Origin of the sequence: Psychromonas sp. MB-3u-54 (assembly GCF_002836415.1) — a bacterium.
Taxonomy (GTDB): Bacteria; Pseudomonadota; Gammaproteobacteria; order Enterobacterales; family Psychromonadaceae; genus Psychromonas.
In genome coordinates, this window is record NZ_PJBP01000119.1 from 21,875 (window position 1) to 35,899 (window position 14,025).

12 protein-coding genes are annotated in these 14,025 nt (G+C 40.9%); 10 read left to right on the forward strand and 2 right to left on the reverse strand.

Translation table 11 applies throughout. From position 1 onward, the window contains the following. Positions 1-250 precede the first annotated feature (250 nt). From hscA to pepB, 4 genes are all read left to right on the forward strand, one after another. Positions 251-2,122, forward strand: coding sequence for a Fe-S protein assembly chaperone HscA (hscA, locus tag CXF72_RS07565; RefSeq protein WP_101038269.1), 1,872 nt, complete (start codon positions 251-253; stop codon positions 2,120-2,122). 39 nt (positions 2,123-2,161) lie between these two features. After that, positions 2,162-2,503 (forward strand): ISC system 2Fe-2S type ferredoxin, encoded by a 342-nt coding sequence (gene fdx, locus CXF72_RS07570; RefSeq protein ID WP_101038271.1) that lies wholly within the window; start codon positions 2,162-2,164, stop codon positions 2,501-2,503. Between the two features lie 41 nt (positions 2,504-2,544). Continuing rightward, positions 2,545-2,742 carry a Fe-S cluster assembly protein IscX gene (iscX, locus tag CXF72_RS07575; RefSeq protein ID WP_101038273.1) on the forward strand — a complete coding sequence of 66 codons (198 nt, stop codon included), beginning with the start codon at positions 2,545-2,547 and terminating at the stop codon, positions 2,740-2,742. 62 nt (positions 2,743-2,804) lie between these two features. Further along, on the forward strand, positions 2,805-4,097 hold the full coding sequence (gene pepB, locus CXF72_RS07580) for an aminopeptidase PepB (protein WP_101038274.1): 1,293 nt from the start codon (positions 2,805-2,807) through the stop codon (positions 4,095-4,097). Positions 4,098-4,214: 117 nt separating this feature from the next. Here pepB and CXF72_RS07585 read toward each other — a convergent pair whose 3' ends face one another. Beyond that, entirely contained in the window at positions 4,215-5,177 is a 963-nt protein-coding gene (locus CXF72_RS07585) for a DUF4382 domain-containing protein (RefSeq protein WP_101038276.1), read from the reverse strand. A 341-nt stretch (positions 5,178-5,518) separates the two neighbouring features. Here CXF72_RS07585 and CXF72_RS07590 point away from each other — a divergent pair, with 341 nt between their 5' ends. Continuing rightward, on the forward strand, positions 5,519-6,418 hold the full coding sequence (locus CXF72_RS07590) for an ROK family protein (RefSeq protein WP_101038278.1): 900 nt from the start codon (positions 5,519-5,521) through the stop codon (positions 6,416-6,418). A 378-nt stretch (positions 6,419-6,796) separates the two neighbouring features. On the opposite strand, the gene CXF72_RS07600 is transcribed toward CXF72_RS07590, so the two are convergent. Further along, positions 6,797-7,435 (reverse strand): LysE family translocator, encoded by a 639-nt coding sequence (locus CXF72_RS07600; protein ID WP_101038280.1) that lies wholly within the window; start codon positions 7,433-7,435, stop codon positions 6,797-6,799. Between the two features lie 297 nt (positions 7,436-7,732). Here CXF72_RS07600 and CXF72_RS07605 point away from each other — a divergent pair, with 297 nt between their 5' ends. The 5 genes from CXF72_RS07605 to CXF72_RS07625 all read left to right on the forward strand — a co-directional run bounded on the left by CXF72_RS07605 (position 7,733) and on the right by CXF72_RS07625 (position 13,313). After that, complete coding sequence (locus CXF72_RS07605) at positions 7,733-9,970, forward strand: patatin-like phospholipase family protein (RefSeq protein WP_101038282.1); 2,238 nt, start codon at positions 7,733-7,735, stop codon at positions 9,968-9,970. A gap of 123 nt (positions 9,971-10,093) precedes the next feature. Further along, on the forward strand, positions 10,094-10,279 hold the full coding sequence (locus CXF72_RS07610) for a hypothetical protein (RefSeq protein ID WP_101038284.1): 186 nt from the start codon (positions 10,094-10,096) through the stop codon (positions 10,277-10,279). Between the two features lie 341 nt (positions 10,280-10,620). Further along, entirely contained in the window at positions 10,621-11,196 is a 576-nt protein-coding gene (gene lpcA, locus CXF72_RS07615) for a D-sedoheptulose 7-phosphate isomerase (RefSeq protein ID WP_101038286.1), read from the forward strand. A 200-nt stretch (positions 11,197-11,396) separates the two neighbouring features. Further along, positions 11,397-12,164, forward strand: a complete 768-nt coding sequence (locus CXF72_RS07620; RefSeq protein ID WP_101038288.1) for a class II glutamine amidotransferase — start codon at positions 11,397-11,399, stop codon at positions 12,162-12,164. A gap of 51 nt (positions 12,165-12,215) precedes the next feature. Next, positions 12,216-13,313, forward strand: a complete 1,098-nt coding sequence (locus tag CXF72_RS07625; RefSeq protein ID WP_101038290.1) for a DNA alkylation repair protein — start codon at positions 12,216-12,218, stop codon at positions 13,311-13,313. Positions 13,314-14,025 lie beyond the last annotated feature (712 nt).

Sequence of the window (14,025 nt, forward strand, 5' to 3'; positions counted from 1 at the left end):
AGAACTAAAAAGGTGATCACCCTTGCTGGTTAAAATTATCCCTAACTGCGTGATGAGTTTTATTTAGAAGATCCTGTTCTTCACCACTTCGTGGTCAGCTAAAGCTGTTCAAAATCCTTGCATAGGATTTGTGAAGTGAGAATAACGATCCAATCCAACTCGCGTCTTGTTAGTGCTTATTTTTCCTTTGTACTCATTGATTACTTCATTAATTATTTTGGTATCACACTAGAAAACAGGATATTAAACGATGGCATTACTTCAAATTGCAGAGCCCGGTTTATCTGCAGCGCCTCACCAGCATAAATTAGCGGCTGGTATCGATTTAGGTACAACCAATTCATTGGTTGCAACTGTTCGTAGTGGTGGGGCTGTTACATTAGTCGACCATCAGCAACAAGATATGCTGCCATCCGTTGTGCACTACGGTGAAAAAGATGATCAGGGCGATACGCAGATAAGCGTCGGTCATGATGCACGGCAACACCTTTTAACGGATCCCTTAAATACATTAGTTTCCGTTAAACGACTGATTGGCAAGACATTAGCCGATTTGGATAAAACTCATCTTCCCTACCAGCTTAGCGCTCACGAAAGTGGTTTGGCGCAAATTGACACCAGAGCAGGTGCAATAAATGCGGTTCAGGCTTCAAGTGAAATTTTAAAAGCATTAAGCCTGCGTGCAGCGGAAAGTATGCAGGGAGAGCTTGATGGCGTTGTCATCACAGTGCCTGCTTATTTTGACGATGCACAACGTCAAGGCACAAAAGATGCCGCACGTTTGGCAGGTTTACATGTTTTACGTTTATTAAACGAGCCTACTGCTGCGGCCATTGCCTATGGACTTGATTCCGGGCAAGAGGGCGTGATTGCCGTTTATGATTTAGGGGGCGGAACTTTTGATATCTCTATTTTGCGTCTGCATGCTGGGGTTTTTGAAGTACTTGCTACGGGTGGTGATACGGCCCTTGGTGGTGATGATTTTGACTTGACCATTGTCAACTGGATTAAATCTGAAGCCAGTATTACCGGTGAAATATCGCCGCAATTACAACAAGAGTTATTACAGGTTGCTCGCGCCAGCAAACAGCAGTTAAGCGATAAACAACAGGTTGAGATTAAACTTAATACTGTGCAGTGGTCAGGCACGCTTGATAAAAACACTTTTGATGGGCTGATTGAAAAATTGGTTCAAAAAACATTACGTGCCTGTAAGCGGGCAGTCAGAGATGCTGAAATCAACCTCGATGAAATAGCGGAAGTTGTTATGGTGGGTGGTTCAACGCGCGTCCCGTTAGTGCGTGAGAAAGTGGCTGATTACTTTAAAAAGGAACTGCTAACCAATATTGATCCCGATAAAGTGGTTGCTATTGGCGCTGCCATCCAGGCCGACATTTTAGTCGGTAACAAACCTGATTCAGAAATGCTATTATTGGATGTACTGCCTCTCTCATTGGGTTTAGAGACCATGGGCGAGTTAGTTGAAAAAGTCATACCCCGTAATACTACTATTCCCGTTGCTCGTGCGCAGGAGTTTACTACCTTTAAAGACGGTCAAACCGCCATGTTAATCCATGTTTTACAAGGCGAGCGAGAAATGGTCGCTGATTGCCGTTCTTTAGCGCGGTTTGTATTAACAGGTATTCCGCCAATGGCGGCAGGTGCAGCACATATTAAAGTAACTTTTCAAGTTGATGCGGATGGTTTATTAAGTGTTAATGCAATGGAAAAATCTTCTGGGGTGCATGCATCCATAGAAGCCAAGCCTTCCTATGGTTTAAGCGATGAGCAGGTGATGGAGATGTTAACTGATTCCATGACCTTTGCTGAAAAAGATATGCAGGCGCGTACGTTAATTGAGCAAAAAGTTGAAGTGAAGCGTGTTATTGAAAATCTTGAAGCGGCACTTGATAAAGATGGTGCTGAGCTGCTTGACTTAGATGAATATCAAGTCATTAAAGATAATATTAATGTGCTTGCTAAAATTGCGAAAGGCGATGATGTTCATGCCATTAAAGAAGCACTTGAAGCGATTGATAAACTAACTGATCACTACGCATCATTACGTATGGATTCATCAATCAAAAGCGCATTAACGGGTCGCTCAGTAGAGCAAATTTAGTCCGTCTAATTAATTTAAAAGATAGAAGGTACAATTAATATGCCAAAAGTAATATTTTTACCCCATGAAGAGTTATGTCCTGATGGTTTAGTGATTGAAGTTAAAGAAGGCGAGACTATTTTAGATATTGCCTTAAAAAACCACATTCATATTGAACATGCCTGTGAAAAATCCTGTGCTTGCACTACCTGTCATGTTGTCGTTCGAGAAGGCTTTGAGTCGCTTGAAGAAAGTGATGAGCTGGAAGATGACATGTTAGATAAAGCATGGGGACTTGAGCCTGACTCCCGCTTAAGCTGCCAGGCCTGCGTAACAAACAAAGATTTAGTAGTAGAAATTCCTAAATATACCGTTAATATGGTGTCAGAAAGTCATTCTTAATATCAGACTAAGCTGTATTTAACTCTAATGAGGAAATAAACATGACATTCAAATGGATAGATTCTTTAGAAATAGCGTTAGCTTTGATTGATAAATACCCAAAGCAAGATCCAACCCAACTGCATTTTACTGCGTTGCGTGAGTGGATTTTGAGTCTCGATGATTTTGATGATGATCCTAACCATTGTAGCGAGCGGATTTTAGAGGCCGTACAGCAATGCTGGATTGATGAAATTTAATTTAATCATTTTTAAAAACGCAAGCTTCGGCTTGCGTTTTTGTTTTTTGAAAAGGTAATCATATGAGCCATGTTTTTTCGGTTTCTTTAAGTTTTGCAGCGGCGTCGACAATCTGGGGGAAGGGGGCTCTGCTGAGTTTTTCCGAGGGTTATGCAACTATCCATTTAAATAAAGATAAACCCTTATTCCAGCAGGTTCAAACAGCGGCTCGCAAGTTAGATAATATGTCGCTTGAAGGTATTAAATTAAATGGTGACCTCTGGGATAGGGAGCTGCGTTGGGCATTTTTACAGGGTTTTTATAATGCCAAAAAAGGCGCCAATGTAGATTTTTCTGAATTAGATCCAAGTCAGTTACAAAGCCTTACGGCGCAAAAAGATATTGTTGAATGGGTACGTGAAACGATTAATCTTGGGCCCGAAGCTTTAGCGCCTAATGTACTTTGTGAGAAAGCGGTTAAATTAATAGAATCTGTTTTACCTGAAGGTGTCACCATTGCCCATCATATAATCGAAGGTGAAGACTTATTAATAGAAAACTATCAGGGAATTTATCAGGTTGGTCGAGGCAGTGAGCGTCCGCCCTGTATGTTACAACTGGATTTTAATCCAACGGGTGATCCTGACGCAGCCGTTGACTATGCTTTAGTCGGTAAAGGGATTACTTTTGATTCAGGTGGTTATAGTTTAAAACCGAGCGGTTCGATGGCCATCATGAAGAGTGATATGGGCGGAGCTGCGACGCTCACCGGCGCATTAGCACTGGCTATTGTTAACGGCTTAAATAAGCGGGTTAAATTATACCTGTGCTGCGCAGAAAATTTGGTCAGCGGTCATGCCTATAAATTGGGCGATGTGATCACTTATAAGAATGGCGTAACGGTTGAAGTGTTAAACAGTGATGCTGAGGGGCGTTTAGTGTTGGCCGACGGTCTGATTGCAGCGCAGGAAGATAACGCGCAAATTATTATTGATGCGGCAACCTTAACCGGATCCGCTAAAATGGCTGTCGGGCGTGATTATAACTGTGTATTAAGCATGGATGATCAACTGGCCGAGCTCGCAAGTCGCTGTGCTCAGGAGGAAAATGAATTACTGTGGCGTTTACCCTTTGAAGAGTTTCATCTCCAGCAAATTAGCTCCTCATTTGCCGATATTGCAAATATTCACAGTGCCGAGGGCATGGCTGGCGCTTCAACTGCGACGGCATTTTTAGCTAATTTTGTTATTAAACCACAATCAAATTGGGTACATTTTGATCTCTCGGGCAGTTATCAGCTGAGTGCAAATGGTTTGTGGGCAACGGGTGGTAAAGGCCACGGTGTGCGCACTATCAGTAAGATGTTATTCGCTTAATCCGTAATCAGACAATAAAAAGCGTGCCAGTAAAAATAGTGCTATAAAAAAAGGACGGTACAATTTAATTGTACCGTCCTTTTTTACTATTACTTAAGATCTGATTTACTAAACCGGCTAAAAAGTAGCGACAGTTGTTGGGTTTTCTGCTGTGACGTCTATTGGCTCTCTAGCTGAATGAATGAAAAAATTCTCTTCATTCGCCAGTTCCGGATCATCATTCTGTGCTGTACAGGTATAACCTAAGCTATAGCTGCCGGCAACCACAAAACCGAACTCATAGTTATACCCTTGAGTGATATCGTCATTAATCGCATTGGCCCGAGCAGAAGCGATGGGTGCTATTGCAGGTGCAACTACATTACCTCTAAAGTCAGACATGTTAGCCAAGGATGTGTCGCTTGGGTATAAATATACGGCGTGTCCAGCGTTTTCCCTACAGTCGATGCTTGTATTTATGCTGATTTCACCGGAGATACTGCCAACATCAGATAAGTTAATCAATTCAATGCCCGTTGGTTTAAGGGTCCAATAATCTTTATTGCCTTTAGGACCCTGCATAATTTTCAATAAATCAAATTCTGCTACAAAATTGTTACTGCCTGCTGCTATGGTAAATTTTTTATTAATAAACAAACGGCCTGTATTCGAATCTTCAGCTCCAACGCCACCACAGGAACCCTTGCTGTTAGTTGTCAGTCCGGCAATACTGCCATTCATTGTCTTAACATATGAACTAGTCTCATTATTTGGGTCCTCATTTTTTTCCATGTAGATACACATCTGGTATTCACCCACCGGAATAGATTGCCCGCTGACTAGCACTTCCATTTCGCTTCCTTGAACTTTGATCAGATCGACATTTTTTAATCCGCCGTCTTCGGAAACATCAAAAGAGATAGCGCCTTTATAGTTTTTAAGCACAACTTGTTTAAAAGAAATATTAACAACTTTTGCGTCAGCCGGATTATCGGATACGGCAAGATTGAATTTGCCCATTTTTGTGTCATCACTACCGCTATTACATGCCGTCAGTAAAGTGGTTAAAGAGAGTGCGAACAGGTTTTTTTTGTATTTCATAATTCACCTCTTATTCAAATTGTTAGCAGTGACGGCAGCCTCTGTGTTAATTTATGCAAATAAATTAAAATAGAAACAGTCAAAATATTAATGACAACTTATCTATTGAGGGGGCGATTTTATATTAACCTTATGCAGAATACGGGCTAGAATATAACCCGCTAATCCTAACCAACCTAAAGTGTAGGCTGCAAGCGGATTGGATACCAATAATTATTGTTACATTGCACTCATTATATTGATTCTAATGAGATGTATTATCTTCAAAATGAGCTGCCGGGCGCAATGAATAAAGGGCAGCTTGCCGGTTTTTACGAAACATAGACTGTTAAGGATTAATCATGCGTTACGGCTTAGATATTGGAGGCACTAAGATTGAAATTGTGGTCTTTGATCGGGATTTTAAGGTGATAGATACCGCCAGAGTCGCCACACCAAGTGACAATTATCCGCATTTTATTCAAACAATTTGCCAACTGGTAAGTCAAAGAGACAGGCAATATTCCTGTATTGGCAGTGTCGGTATCGGCCTGCCCGGTGTGCAGGAAACGGATACATCGAAACAGATATCTTCCAATATCCCCTGCTTAACCGGGCAGTACGTCGCCCGTGATTTGGAAAAAGAGCTCAAGAGAAAGGTGAATATTGATAATGATAGCCGCTGTTTTGCGCTTTGTGAGGCATTAACCGGCGCAGGTCAGGGGAACGGCAGAGTATTTGCTGCGGTACTCGGTACCGGTGTGGGGGGCGGATTAGTGCTTGACGGTAAATTGTACCGTGGCGCAAGCGGGATTGCCGGTGAATGGGGACATATGCCGATTTCTGCCCATTTAGTCAACCAATATGGACTGTTTGTAAAACAGTGCAATTGCGGTCTTTATGGCTGTTTAGAGCATTACATTTCAGGCACCGGATTAAGCAATCTTTGCCAACATTTTTTAGAGGAAGACCTGCAGGCCGAGCAACTTTTACAACGGATCACAGACAAAGACGCGCAAGCGCTGCACGTCTATCAAGTATTTATTGATATTTTATGTAGTGGTTTTGCAAATCTGCAGTTGACCTATGATGTTGATATTATTGTTCTTGGCGGCGGTTTATCCAATATAAAACGTCTTTATGCCGATCTTCAGCAGCGTTTACCCCATTTTTTATTTAAAGGGATTCAAGCTGTGTCTATTGTCCCTGCGCAATTTGGTGACAGCAGTGGGGTACGTGGAGCGGCTTTATTGGCCAATTGATTATCGCAATATTAAACGCCTGAATCATTCATTAATAATTTTATGCCTAAGAGAATCAGTACAGTGCCGGTTAAATCCTCCATTCAGGTCGTATAATAGAAGTGTTTTTTAAGCAGCTCGTAGGGTGCGCTCCGCGCACCGATTGCCACTGCTTGCGGTGCATGAAATGCACCCTACCGATAACATAAGACTAATTCCATTAATTAACCCACGGAATCATCCATTAATAATTTTTTTTGAATTGATCACACCACTGAATCATCCATTAATAATTTTATGCCCAGAAGAATCAGTACAGTGCCTGTCACACCCTCCATCCAGGTCATATAATAGATGTGTTTTTTAACCCATTTTGGCGGAATTTTCTTGTTGAACTGATCACACTACAGAATCATCCATTAATAGTTTTATGCCCAGAAGAATCAGTACAGTGCCCGTTACTCCCTCCATCCAGGTCATAATAGAAGTGTTTTTTAACCAGTTTTTGGCAGAATTAATTGCGCCGGACAAGCTGCATTGCCAGACCATCGCAATTAAAAAATGAATACCCGCCAAGGTGAGTGACTGTACAAAGGGGGAGTAATCGGGGTTAATAAATTGCGGTAAAAAAGCAAGATAGAAAATGGCCGTTTTGGGGTTAAGTACGTTAGATAAAAAACCTTCACGAAGAGAACGTTTAGGGTCAAAAGTAACTCCAGTGCAGGTGCTTATATTAAGACGGCCTGACCCTTTAAAGGTCGCTCTAAGACTACTGAAGCCCAGCCAGATTAAATATGCTGCACCACACCACTTCATTACCTGAAACAGTTGTGCCGATTGCAGCAAAATAGCTGAAATACCCACGGCTGATAATGTCGCGTGAATAAACAGCCCTAGGCAGATACCCAAACTGGTCACACAACCGTCGATTCCCCCTGAACGGCTAGCATTGCGAATAACCAGCGCAGTGTCTAAACCCGGTGTTAAAGTGAGAATCGTTATCGCGATTAAAAAGGCTTCAAAATTTAATATATGCATAGGTTTTGCTCTTCAATTTTCAATCTATCTGTTATACCAAAAATCAGGTGAGTATGTAAAGTCGTGCAGCTATTACAAAGGGTTCATTTTAGAAGATGAAATTACAGTGATTAGAAAATAATATACTCAAACTACTCGATGATCTAGATGCCTGCATTCTCAAGTAATTTGAGTCTAAAATAATGAATGCTTTATACTGATAGCATTTTTTTTGTCATTTTAATCGGGTCGGCTTGCTAAGCTATCAGGCATCAGCAATACCTAATGGTTAACAATCTAACACAAGGAAGCTTTATAGTGCGTTATTTATTGCTGTTATCACTCCTTCTGTCTTTAACGGCTTTTGCAGATCCTCAAACTCGGCCTAAAATAGGGCTTGTTTTAGGTGGAGGAGGGGCGAAGGGGGCTGCGCACATTGGTATTTTAAACGTTTTAGAAAACAATAATGTGCCGATTGATTTTATTGCGGGTACCAGTATCGGCGCTTATATCGGCGGGCTGTATGCGCTGGGATATAACGCCGATCAGATTGAAGATATTATGTTCAATGTCGACTGGGATAAAGGTTTTTCAGATTTTATACCGCGCGAGGATTTGCAATATGCTGACAAGCAGTTACGTGATGAATATAATATTACCCTGAGGCTGGGTTATAGCGATGCCACACTGAAAACCGCCAGTGGTCTTTTGCTCGGTCAATCCGCATTTCAACTGCTTAAGCTTTCAACCGGGGTGGTCAGCGAATTTGAAAGTTTTGACGATTTACCTATCCCCTATCGCGCAGTGGCGGCTGATATTGTCACGGCTGAGACTGTGGTACTCAATCATGGCAGTCTTGTTCAGGCAATGAGAGCATCATCTACTGTACCCGGTGTTGTTGAGCCGACGGTGATCGATGGGCGGCAGCTTGTGGATGGTGCCATTGTTAATAATATGCCGGTTGATGTGGTTAAGTTAATGGGGGCCGATATTATTATTGCTGTTGATATCGGCTCCCCTTTGTTAACCCAGGAAGAGATTAACCTTCCAATTGATGTACTGGATCAGTTATCTAACATATTAACTATCAATACCACAAAAAGACAAATAGACCTGCTCGGTGAAAAAGATCTGTTGATTCGACCTGATATCGGCGCGTTAAGCACCAGCGATTTTTCTCAGATGTCTGTAGCAATGGCCTTAGGTAAAAAATCTGCACTTGAAAATAAGCATAAAATACAATCATTAAGTCTCGATGATAAGCAATATTCACAATACACTCGGGACAAAAATCTAAAAAAAGAGCAGTGGATAAAAGCCGCATCGCGGCCGGTTGTCGGTATTCAATATGAAAATGATTCTGATGTCGCAGTGGAGATTATTGAACGACAGTTGGGGATCAGTGTGGGTGATCTGGTCAGCAAAGAAAAATTAGACGATGCCATTTCACGGATCTATGCATTAGACATATTTGACACGGTTAATGCTGAATTTATTGATGCGAATGCCGGACGTATCTTAGTCATAAAAACCAGAGCGAAGTCATGGGGCCCAAATTATTTGCATTTTGGCTTTAGCTGGCAAGGGGATTTTTCAAGTGATTCTCAAGTGTCATTGGATATCGCTTACATCCTGACCGATATCACCGACAATGGCGGACAGTGGAAAAATGAGGTTTCTTTAGGTTGGGAGTCGCTGCTGGCAACTGAGTTTTATCAACCTTTAGACACAGATCATGATTATTTTAGCCGTGCACGTGTGCAATATAGGCAGGAAAAATATGCACCGGGTCGGTTTACACAGAATAACAGCAGACCTGCATTAACCTATCATTATGGACAATTCAGTCTTGGGCTGGGGAATTCTTACACGGATAACGGCATCTCAGAAATGGGCGTATTAGCTGAAATTGGTCAAATGAATTTTGAAGACTCGGCCTACGATGTCCTTGATTATTATTCAATGGGTACTTATCTGTCATTCGGTTTTGATAATCTCAATAGTATTAATTTTCCAACCCAGGGTAATAAATTATCACTCGATTTTTATTTGCGCAAGGATCAATATGCTCACCCATTTTTAGACAATACAGAAAATTCCTCACTTGAAATTAATTTTGATTGGCGTGGTGCCGTGGGAGTGAGACAGCATACTTTTGTGGGTGTCACCTCTCTTGCAACAGTATTAAGTGATGATGATTTTACTATACGGGCTTCGGAGTTGGGTGGTTTTTTAAATCTTTCCGGCTACCATAAAGATGAGTTCATCGGTGCGCATAAAGTATTCGCTGCGGCGGTTTATCAATATGATCTAGGGCGGTCAATCTTTGGCAATGCAGGTTTACCGTTATACTTGGGGGGAAGTTTGGAAATGGGTAATGTCTGGGGGATAAATGACAGCGTTAAAATAGATGAGTTAATTACCTCCGGCAGTTTGTTTTTAGGAACAGACACGAGTTTTGGACCTGCCGTGTTCGGTGTTGGTTCTGGTGTTGCTCTGGATCGTAATAAGGGAAATGACATTAGGGCATTTTTCTCTTTAGGTAAAAACTGGTAAGTGACACTTAAAAATTGAACCTGCCACATAATAGTTATCTGGTTTTTTACTTTATTTTGTATCTACTCAGTTATTGTCAGTTTAATTTCACATTTACCCTATGACCTGAGGGGAAGTTTGGAAATGGGTAATGTCTGGGGGATAAATGACAGCGTTAAAATAGATGCGTTAATTACCTCCGGCAGTTTGTTTTTAGGAACAGACACGAGTTTTGGACCTGCCGTTTTTGGTGTTGGTTCTGGTGTTGCTCTGGATCGTAATAAGGGAAATGACATTAGGGCATTTTTCTCTTTAGGTAAAAACTGGTAAGTGACACTTAAAAATTGAACCTGCCACATAATAGTTATCTGGTTTTTTACTTTATTTTGTATCTACTCAGTTGTTGTCAGTTTAATTTCACATTTACCCTATGAAGGTGCTGTTATCACTCTGGCAACTGTGTAAAAATAAGCGCATACCCAACCTCCCGTAGGGCAAAAACTCTCTTCGACGTTGTGATGCATTGATTTAAAATTATTCTTCAACTTCACGGCTTCGGTTTATCAGCTTTCAACCTGATGATTTCTGCATCTTGAAACAGCTTGGGTAAAGATCTATTCTGTATTAATGCATTTTTTGCTCTGAATAAAAATAAAATAAGAAGAGACATGATGAATCTAGCAATGATTAAAGCTGAACTATTAGAAGCTGAAAAGGTATTACAGGCATTTTTAGCCGACGAGCAAAACTTAAAAAACATTGAAAAAGCGGCCACTTTGCTCGCTGACTCTTTTAAAAATGACGGTAAAGTGCTTGCCTGCGGTAATGGCGGTTCACATTGTGACGCAATGCATTTTGCAGAGGAGTTGACTGGGCGATACCGTGAGCATCGACCCGCTTATCCGGCTATTGCTATTTCAGATCCAAGTCACATTTCCTGTGTTGGCAATGATTACGGTTATGATGCGATTTTTGCGCGTTATCTGGAGGGCGTCGGGCGCAAAGGTGATGTATTATTTTGCTTATCAACCAGTGGTAATTCTAAAAATATATTAAAAGCAATCGAGACGGCAAAATCAAAAGGTATTTCTGTTATTGCGTTAACCGGTAAAGATGGCGGCAAAATGGCGGGGCTTGCTGATGTTGAGATCCGCGTTCCCCATTTTGGTTATGCCGATCGTATCCAAGAGGTTCATATTAAGATTATCCATATTTTGATTTATTTAATCGAAAAGAAAATGGCTTAAACGCGACTCTTCTTTTTAAATTTTAAAGATAGCATCAAATTTTCAGCCTTTAATCTTAATCAAATATATTTTTTGGATCAAAGGATAAGGAAAGAGACTATTTTGCTTTAGGTTGTAAAATGATGTCAGTATTTGAATGTTAAGTAAATAAAGTTTCATGCCAAAGCCGCAATCGAATTAATAGAGAATAGGATTTATAAATGTGTGAATTATTAGGAATGAGCGCAAATGTGCCCACTGATATTTGTTTCAGTTTTAGCGGCTTGATAAAGCGGGGGGGGGAAACTGGCCCGCATAGGGATGGTTGGGGAATTACTTTTTACGAAGGTAAAGGTTGCCGTAGCTTTAAAGATCCCACTCCCAGTTGCCATTCTCCCGTCGCAAAATTAGTAAAAGAGTATCCGATCAAAAGTAAATCTGTGATCAGTCACATTCGTCAGGCGAACAGAGGTGCTGTAAGTTTAGAAAATACCCACCCCTTTATTCGTGAATTGTGGGGGAAAAACTGGACTTATGCCCATAATGGTCAACTAACGGGGTCTGAAGCGCTGCAGATGGGACATGATATCCCCGTTGGACAAACCGACAGTGAACGTGCTTTTTGCTGGATTTTGGATCAATTACGGCAGAATTATTCAACTGAGCCGGCTGATATGTTGGCGATGTTTAAAAAAGTGGCGGGTTATGCGGATACCCTACGTGAAATGGGCGTTTTTAATATGCTCTTAAGTGATGGCGAATATGTCATGTGTTATTGCACTAATAATCTCTCCTGGATAACGCGTCGAGCCCCCTTTGGCAAAGCGCGGCTGATTGATGAGGATATGGTGATCGACTTCAATGAAGAAACATCACCCGACGATGTAGTCACTGTTATTACGACCCGTCCGTTAACTAATAATGAACGCTGGACCAGAATGCAGGAAGGTGAATTCTGCGTATTCTATTTTGGAGAGCGTGTGCTGTGAATGCATGACAAACATTAACCACGAAAGATAAACCAATCCTGAGGAAATACGATGGCTGAACCGTTAAAAAATGTGTATAGCAAGGTCTTTATTATTGATCTTGCCGATCAACTTTTAGCGGTTTATCCCGACTTTTGTTGTATTTCCTTTCAAGAATTTATATTTGATGCAAAGTGGGACGATAAAGCGTTGAAGGCGCGTATCAGAACCATCACCCATGCCCTGCATCTTTTTTTGCCCGCGCCTTTTGAGCAAAGCATCGTCATTTTGAAAAAAATAGCCCCCCGATTTGGCGGTTTAGAGGCGCTTTTTTTTCCTGATTTTGTTGAAAAATATGGCTTGGAAAATTACCAGACGTCGCTGCAGGCGCTTGAATTTTTTACTCGTTACTCAAGCGCAGAGTACGCTGTCCGGCCCTTTATCCTTAAATACCCCGAGGCGATGATGGCACAGATGTTTATCTGGAGCCAATCCGATAATGAACATGTGCGGCGCCTTGCATCGGAAGGTTGCCGGCCGCGTCTGCCCTGGGCCTTCGCGTTATCTGAATTTAAAAAAGATCCGCAGCCCTTGTTAATCATTCTTGAACAATTAAAAGATGATCATAGCGAATATGTACGTCGCAGTGTGGCCAACAACCTGAATGATATTAGCAAGGATAATCCGGCTGTTGTTATAAAGGTTGCGCAACGCTGGTTACGGGAAAAATATAACGTTAATAACAACAATCTTGCTAACAGGCAGCGACTGGTTAAACATGCCTGCCGGGGATTATTAAAGCAGGCAAATCCTATTATATTATCCTTATTTGGCTTCCACCAACCTGAAAACATAAAAATCAACGCCTTTAAAGTGGATGATGTTGTCATAATGGGGGGGAAATTACTCTTTTCATTTAACCTAAGCAGCCAGGTTGCATTAGGAAAATTACGTGTTGAATTTGCAATTGATTTTATGAAAAAAAATGGCAGTTTAGCCGCTAAAATTTTCCAAATTTCAGAATCAACTATCACCACAAACAGTAAACAAGTCTCTAAGCAGTTTGATTTTAAAAAAATATCAACCCGCAAATACTACCCCGGCATGCATCACTTATCGGTTATTGTTAATGGCCGGTTATTATCCAAGAAAGTCTTTATTCTAAAATAACGGCTAATCTGCCCATTTACCTCTGAAAGCCAATTCTAAGGCTTATTTTTCAATTGCTTGCGTTTTTAGGTTGTTCTGGGTTGTTTTTCATACAGCACTGCCAGTTTATTACTTCCTTTAATAATTTATTCTGATCTTTTCCCTTATAAACTGCTATATTGCGACCACTTAATTTGACGGTGAGGATATAACTGTCTCTCCCAGTACGTCTGTGATGGCAATACCCTCGATCAATACCCGTCATGTAAAGGTCATTTTAAGTACGCAAAAAATGCCAGACTTATCTAAAAAGAGCAGATTGTTTATACTTTTTTCTGCATTTCTTTAGCCGTTCATAAAAATTGTTCCTGCTTATTCTTTTCCAGCAAAAACAACCTGTTAATTTCTTTAATGTGACAGGCAGGCTGCGTGGTGAGTTATCGGCTGTATTTTTAAAATAAGCGCTGACAATGCTGATAAAAAATTGCTTAAACAATATAACTGCTTCTATATTTTATTTTAAAGGTGACATTTTTTATTGCGTACTCTCAAATAATAATTAAAAAAGGGAGGTGACAATAAGGTTACCAGCAAAAGCGGCTGAAAATGTGTCAATCAATGGGGCATTATTAACTAAGGGATAACAGGGCGCACTTGTATTAGTGGCTTTAAAGGTCTTTTATAGCGCCCTCTAATACAATCATTTTATTTTGTGACACTTATTTAATGCTGA

Bases quoted from the DNA above. Each gene is read 5' to 3' on its own strand.
- CXF72_RS07625 (WP_101038290.1), top strand. From the start codon at position 12,216: ATGGCTGAACCGTTAAAAAATGTGTATAGCAAGGTCTTTATTATTGAT.
- iscX (WP_101038273.1), top strand. From the start codon at position 2,545: ATGACATTCAAATGGATAGATTCTTTAGAAATAGCGTTAGCTTTGATT.
- CXF72_RS07600 (WP_101038280.1), bottom strand. From the start codon at position 7,435: ATGCATATATTAAATTTTGAAGCCTTTTTAATCGCGATAACGATTCTC.
- fdx (WP_101038271.1), top strand. From the start codon at position 2,162: ATGCCAAAAGTAATATTTTTACCCCATGAAGAGTTATGTCCTGATGGT.
- lpcA (WP_101038286.1), top strand. From the start codon at position 10,621: ATGAATCTAGCAATGATTAAAGCTGAACTATTAGAAGCTGAAAAGGTA.
- hscA (WP_101038269.1), top strand. From the start codon at position 251: ATGGCATTACTTCAAATTGCAGAGCCCGGTTTATCTGCAGCGCCTCAC.
- CXF72_RS07620 (WP_101038288.1), top strand. From the start codon at position 11,397: ATGTGTGAATTATTAGGAATGAGCGCAAATGTGCCCACTGATATTTGT.
- CXF72_RS07590 (WP_101038278.1), top strand. From the start codon at position 5,519: ATGCGTTACGGCTTAGATATTGGAGGCACTAAGATTGAAATTGTGGTC.
- CXF72_RS07585 (WP_101038276.1), bottom strand. From the start codon at position 5,177: ATGAAATACAAAAAAAACCTGTTCGCACTCTCTTTAACCACTTTACTG.
- pepB (WP_101038274.1), top strand. From the start codon at position 2,805: ATGAGCCATGTTTTTTCGGTTTCTTTAAGTTTTGCAGCGGCGTCGACA.
- CXF72_RS07610 (WP_101038284.1), top strand. From the start codon at position 10,094: ATGGGTAATGTCTGGGGGATAAATGACAGCGTTAAAATAGATGCGTTA.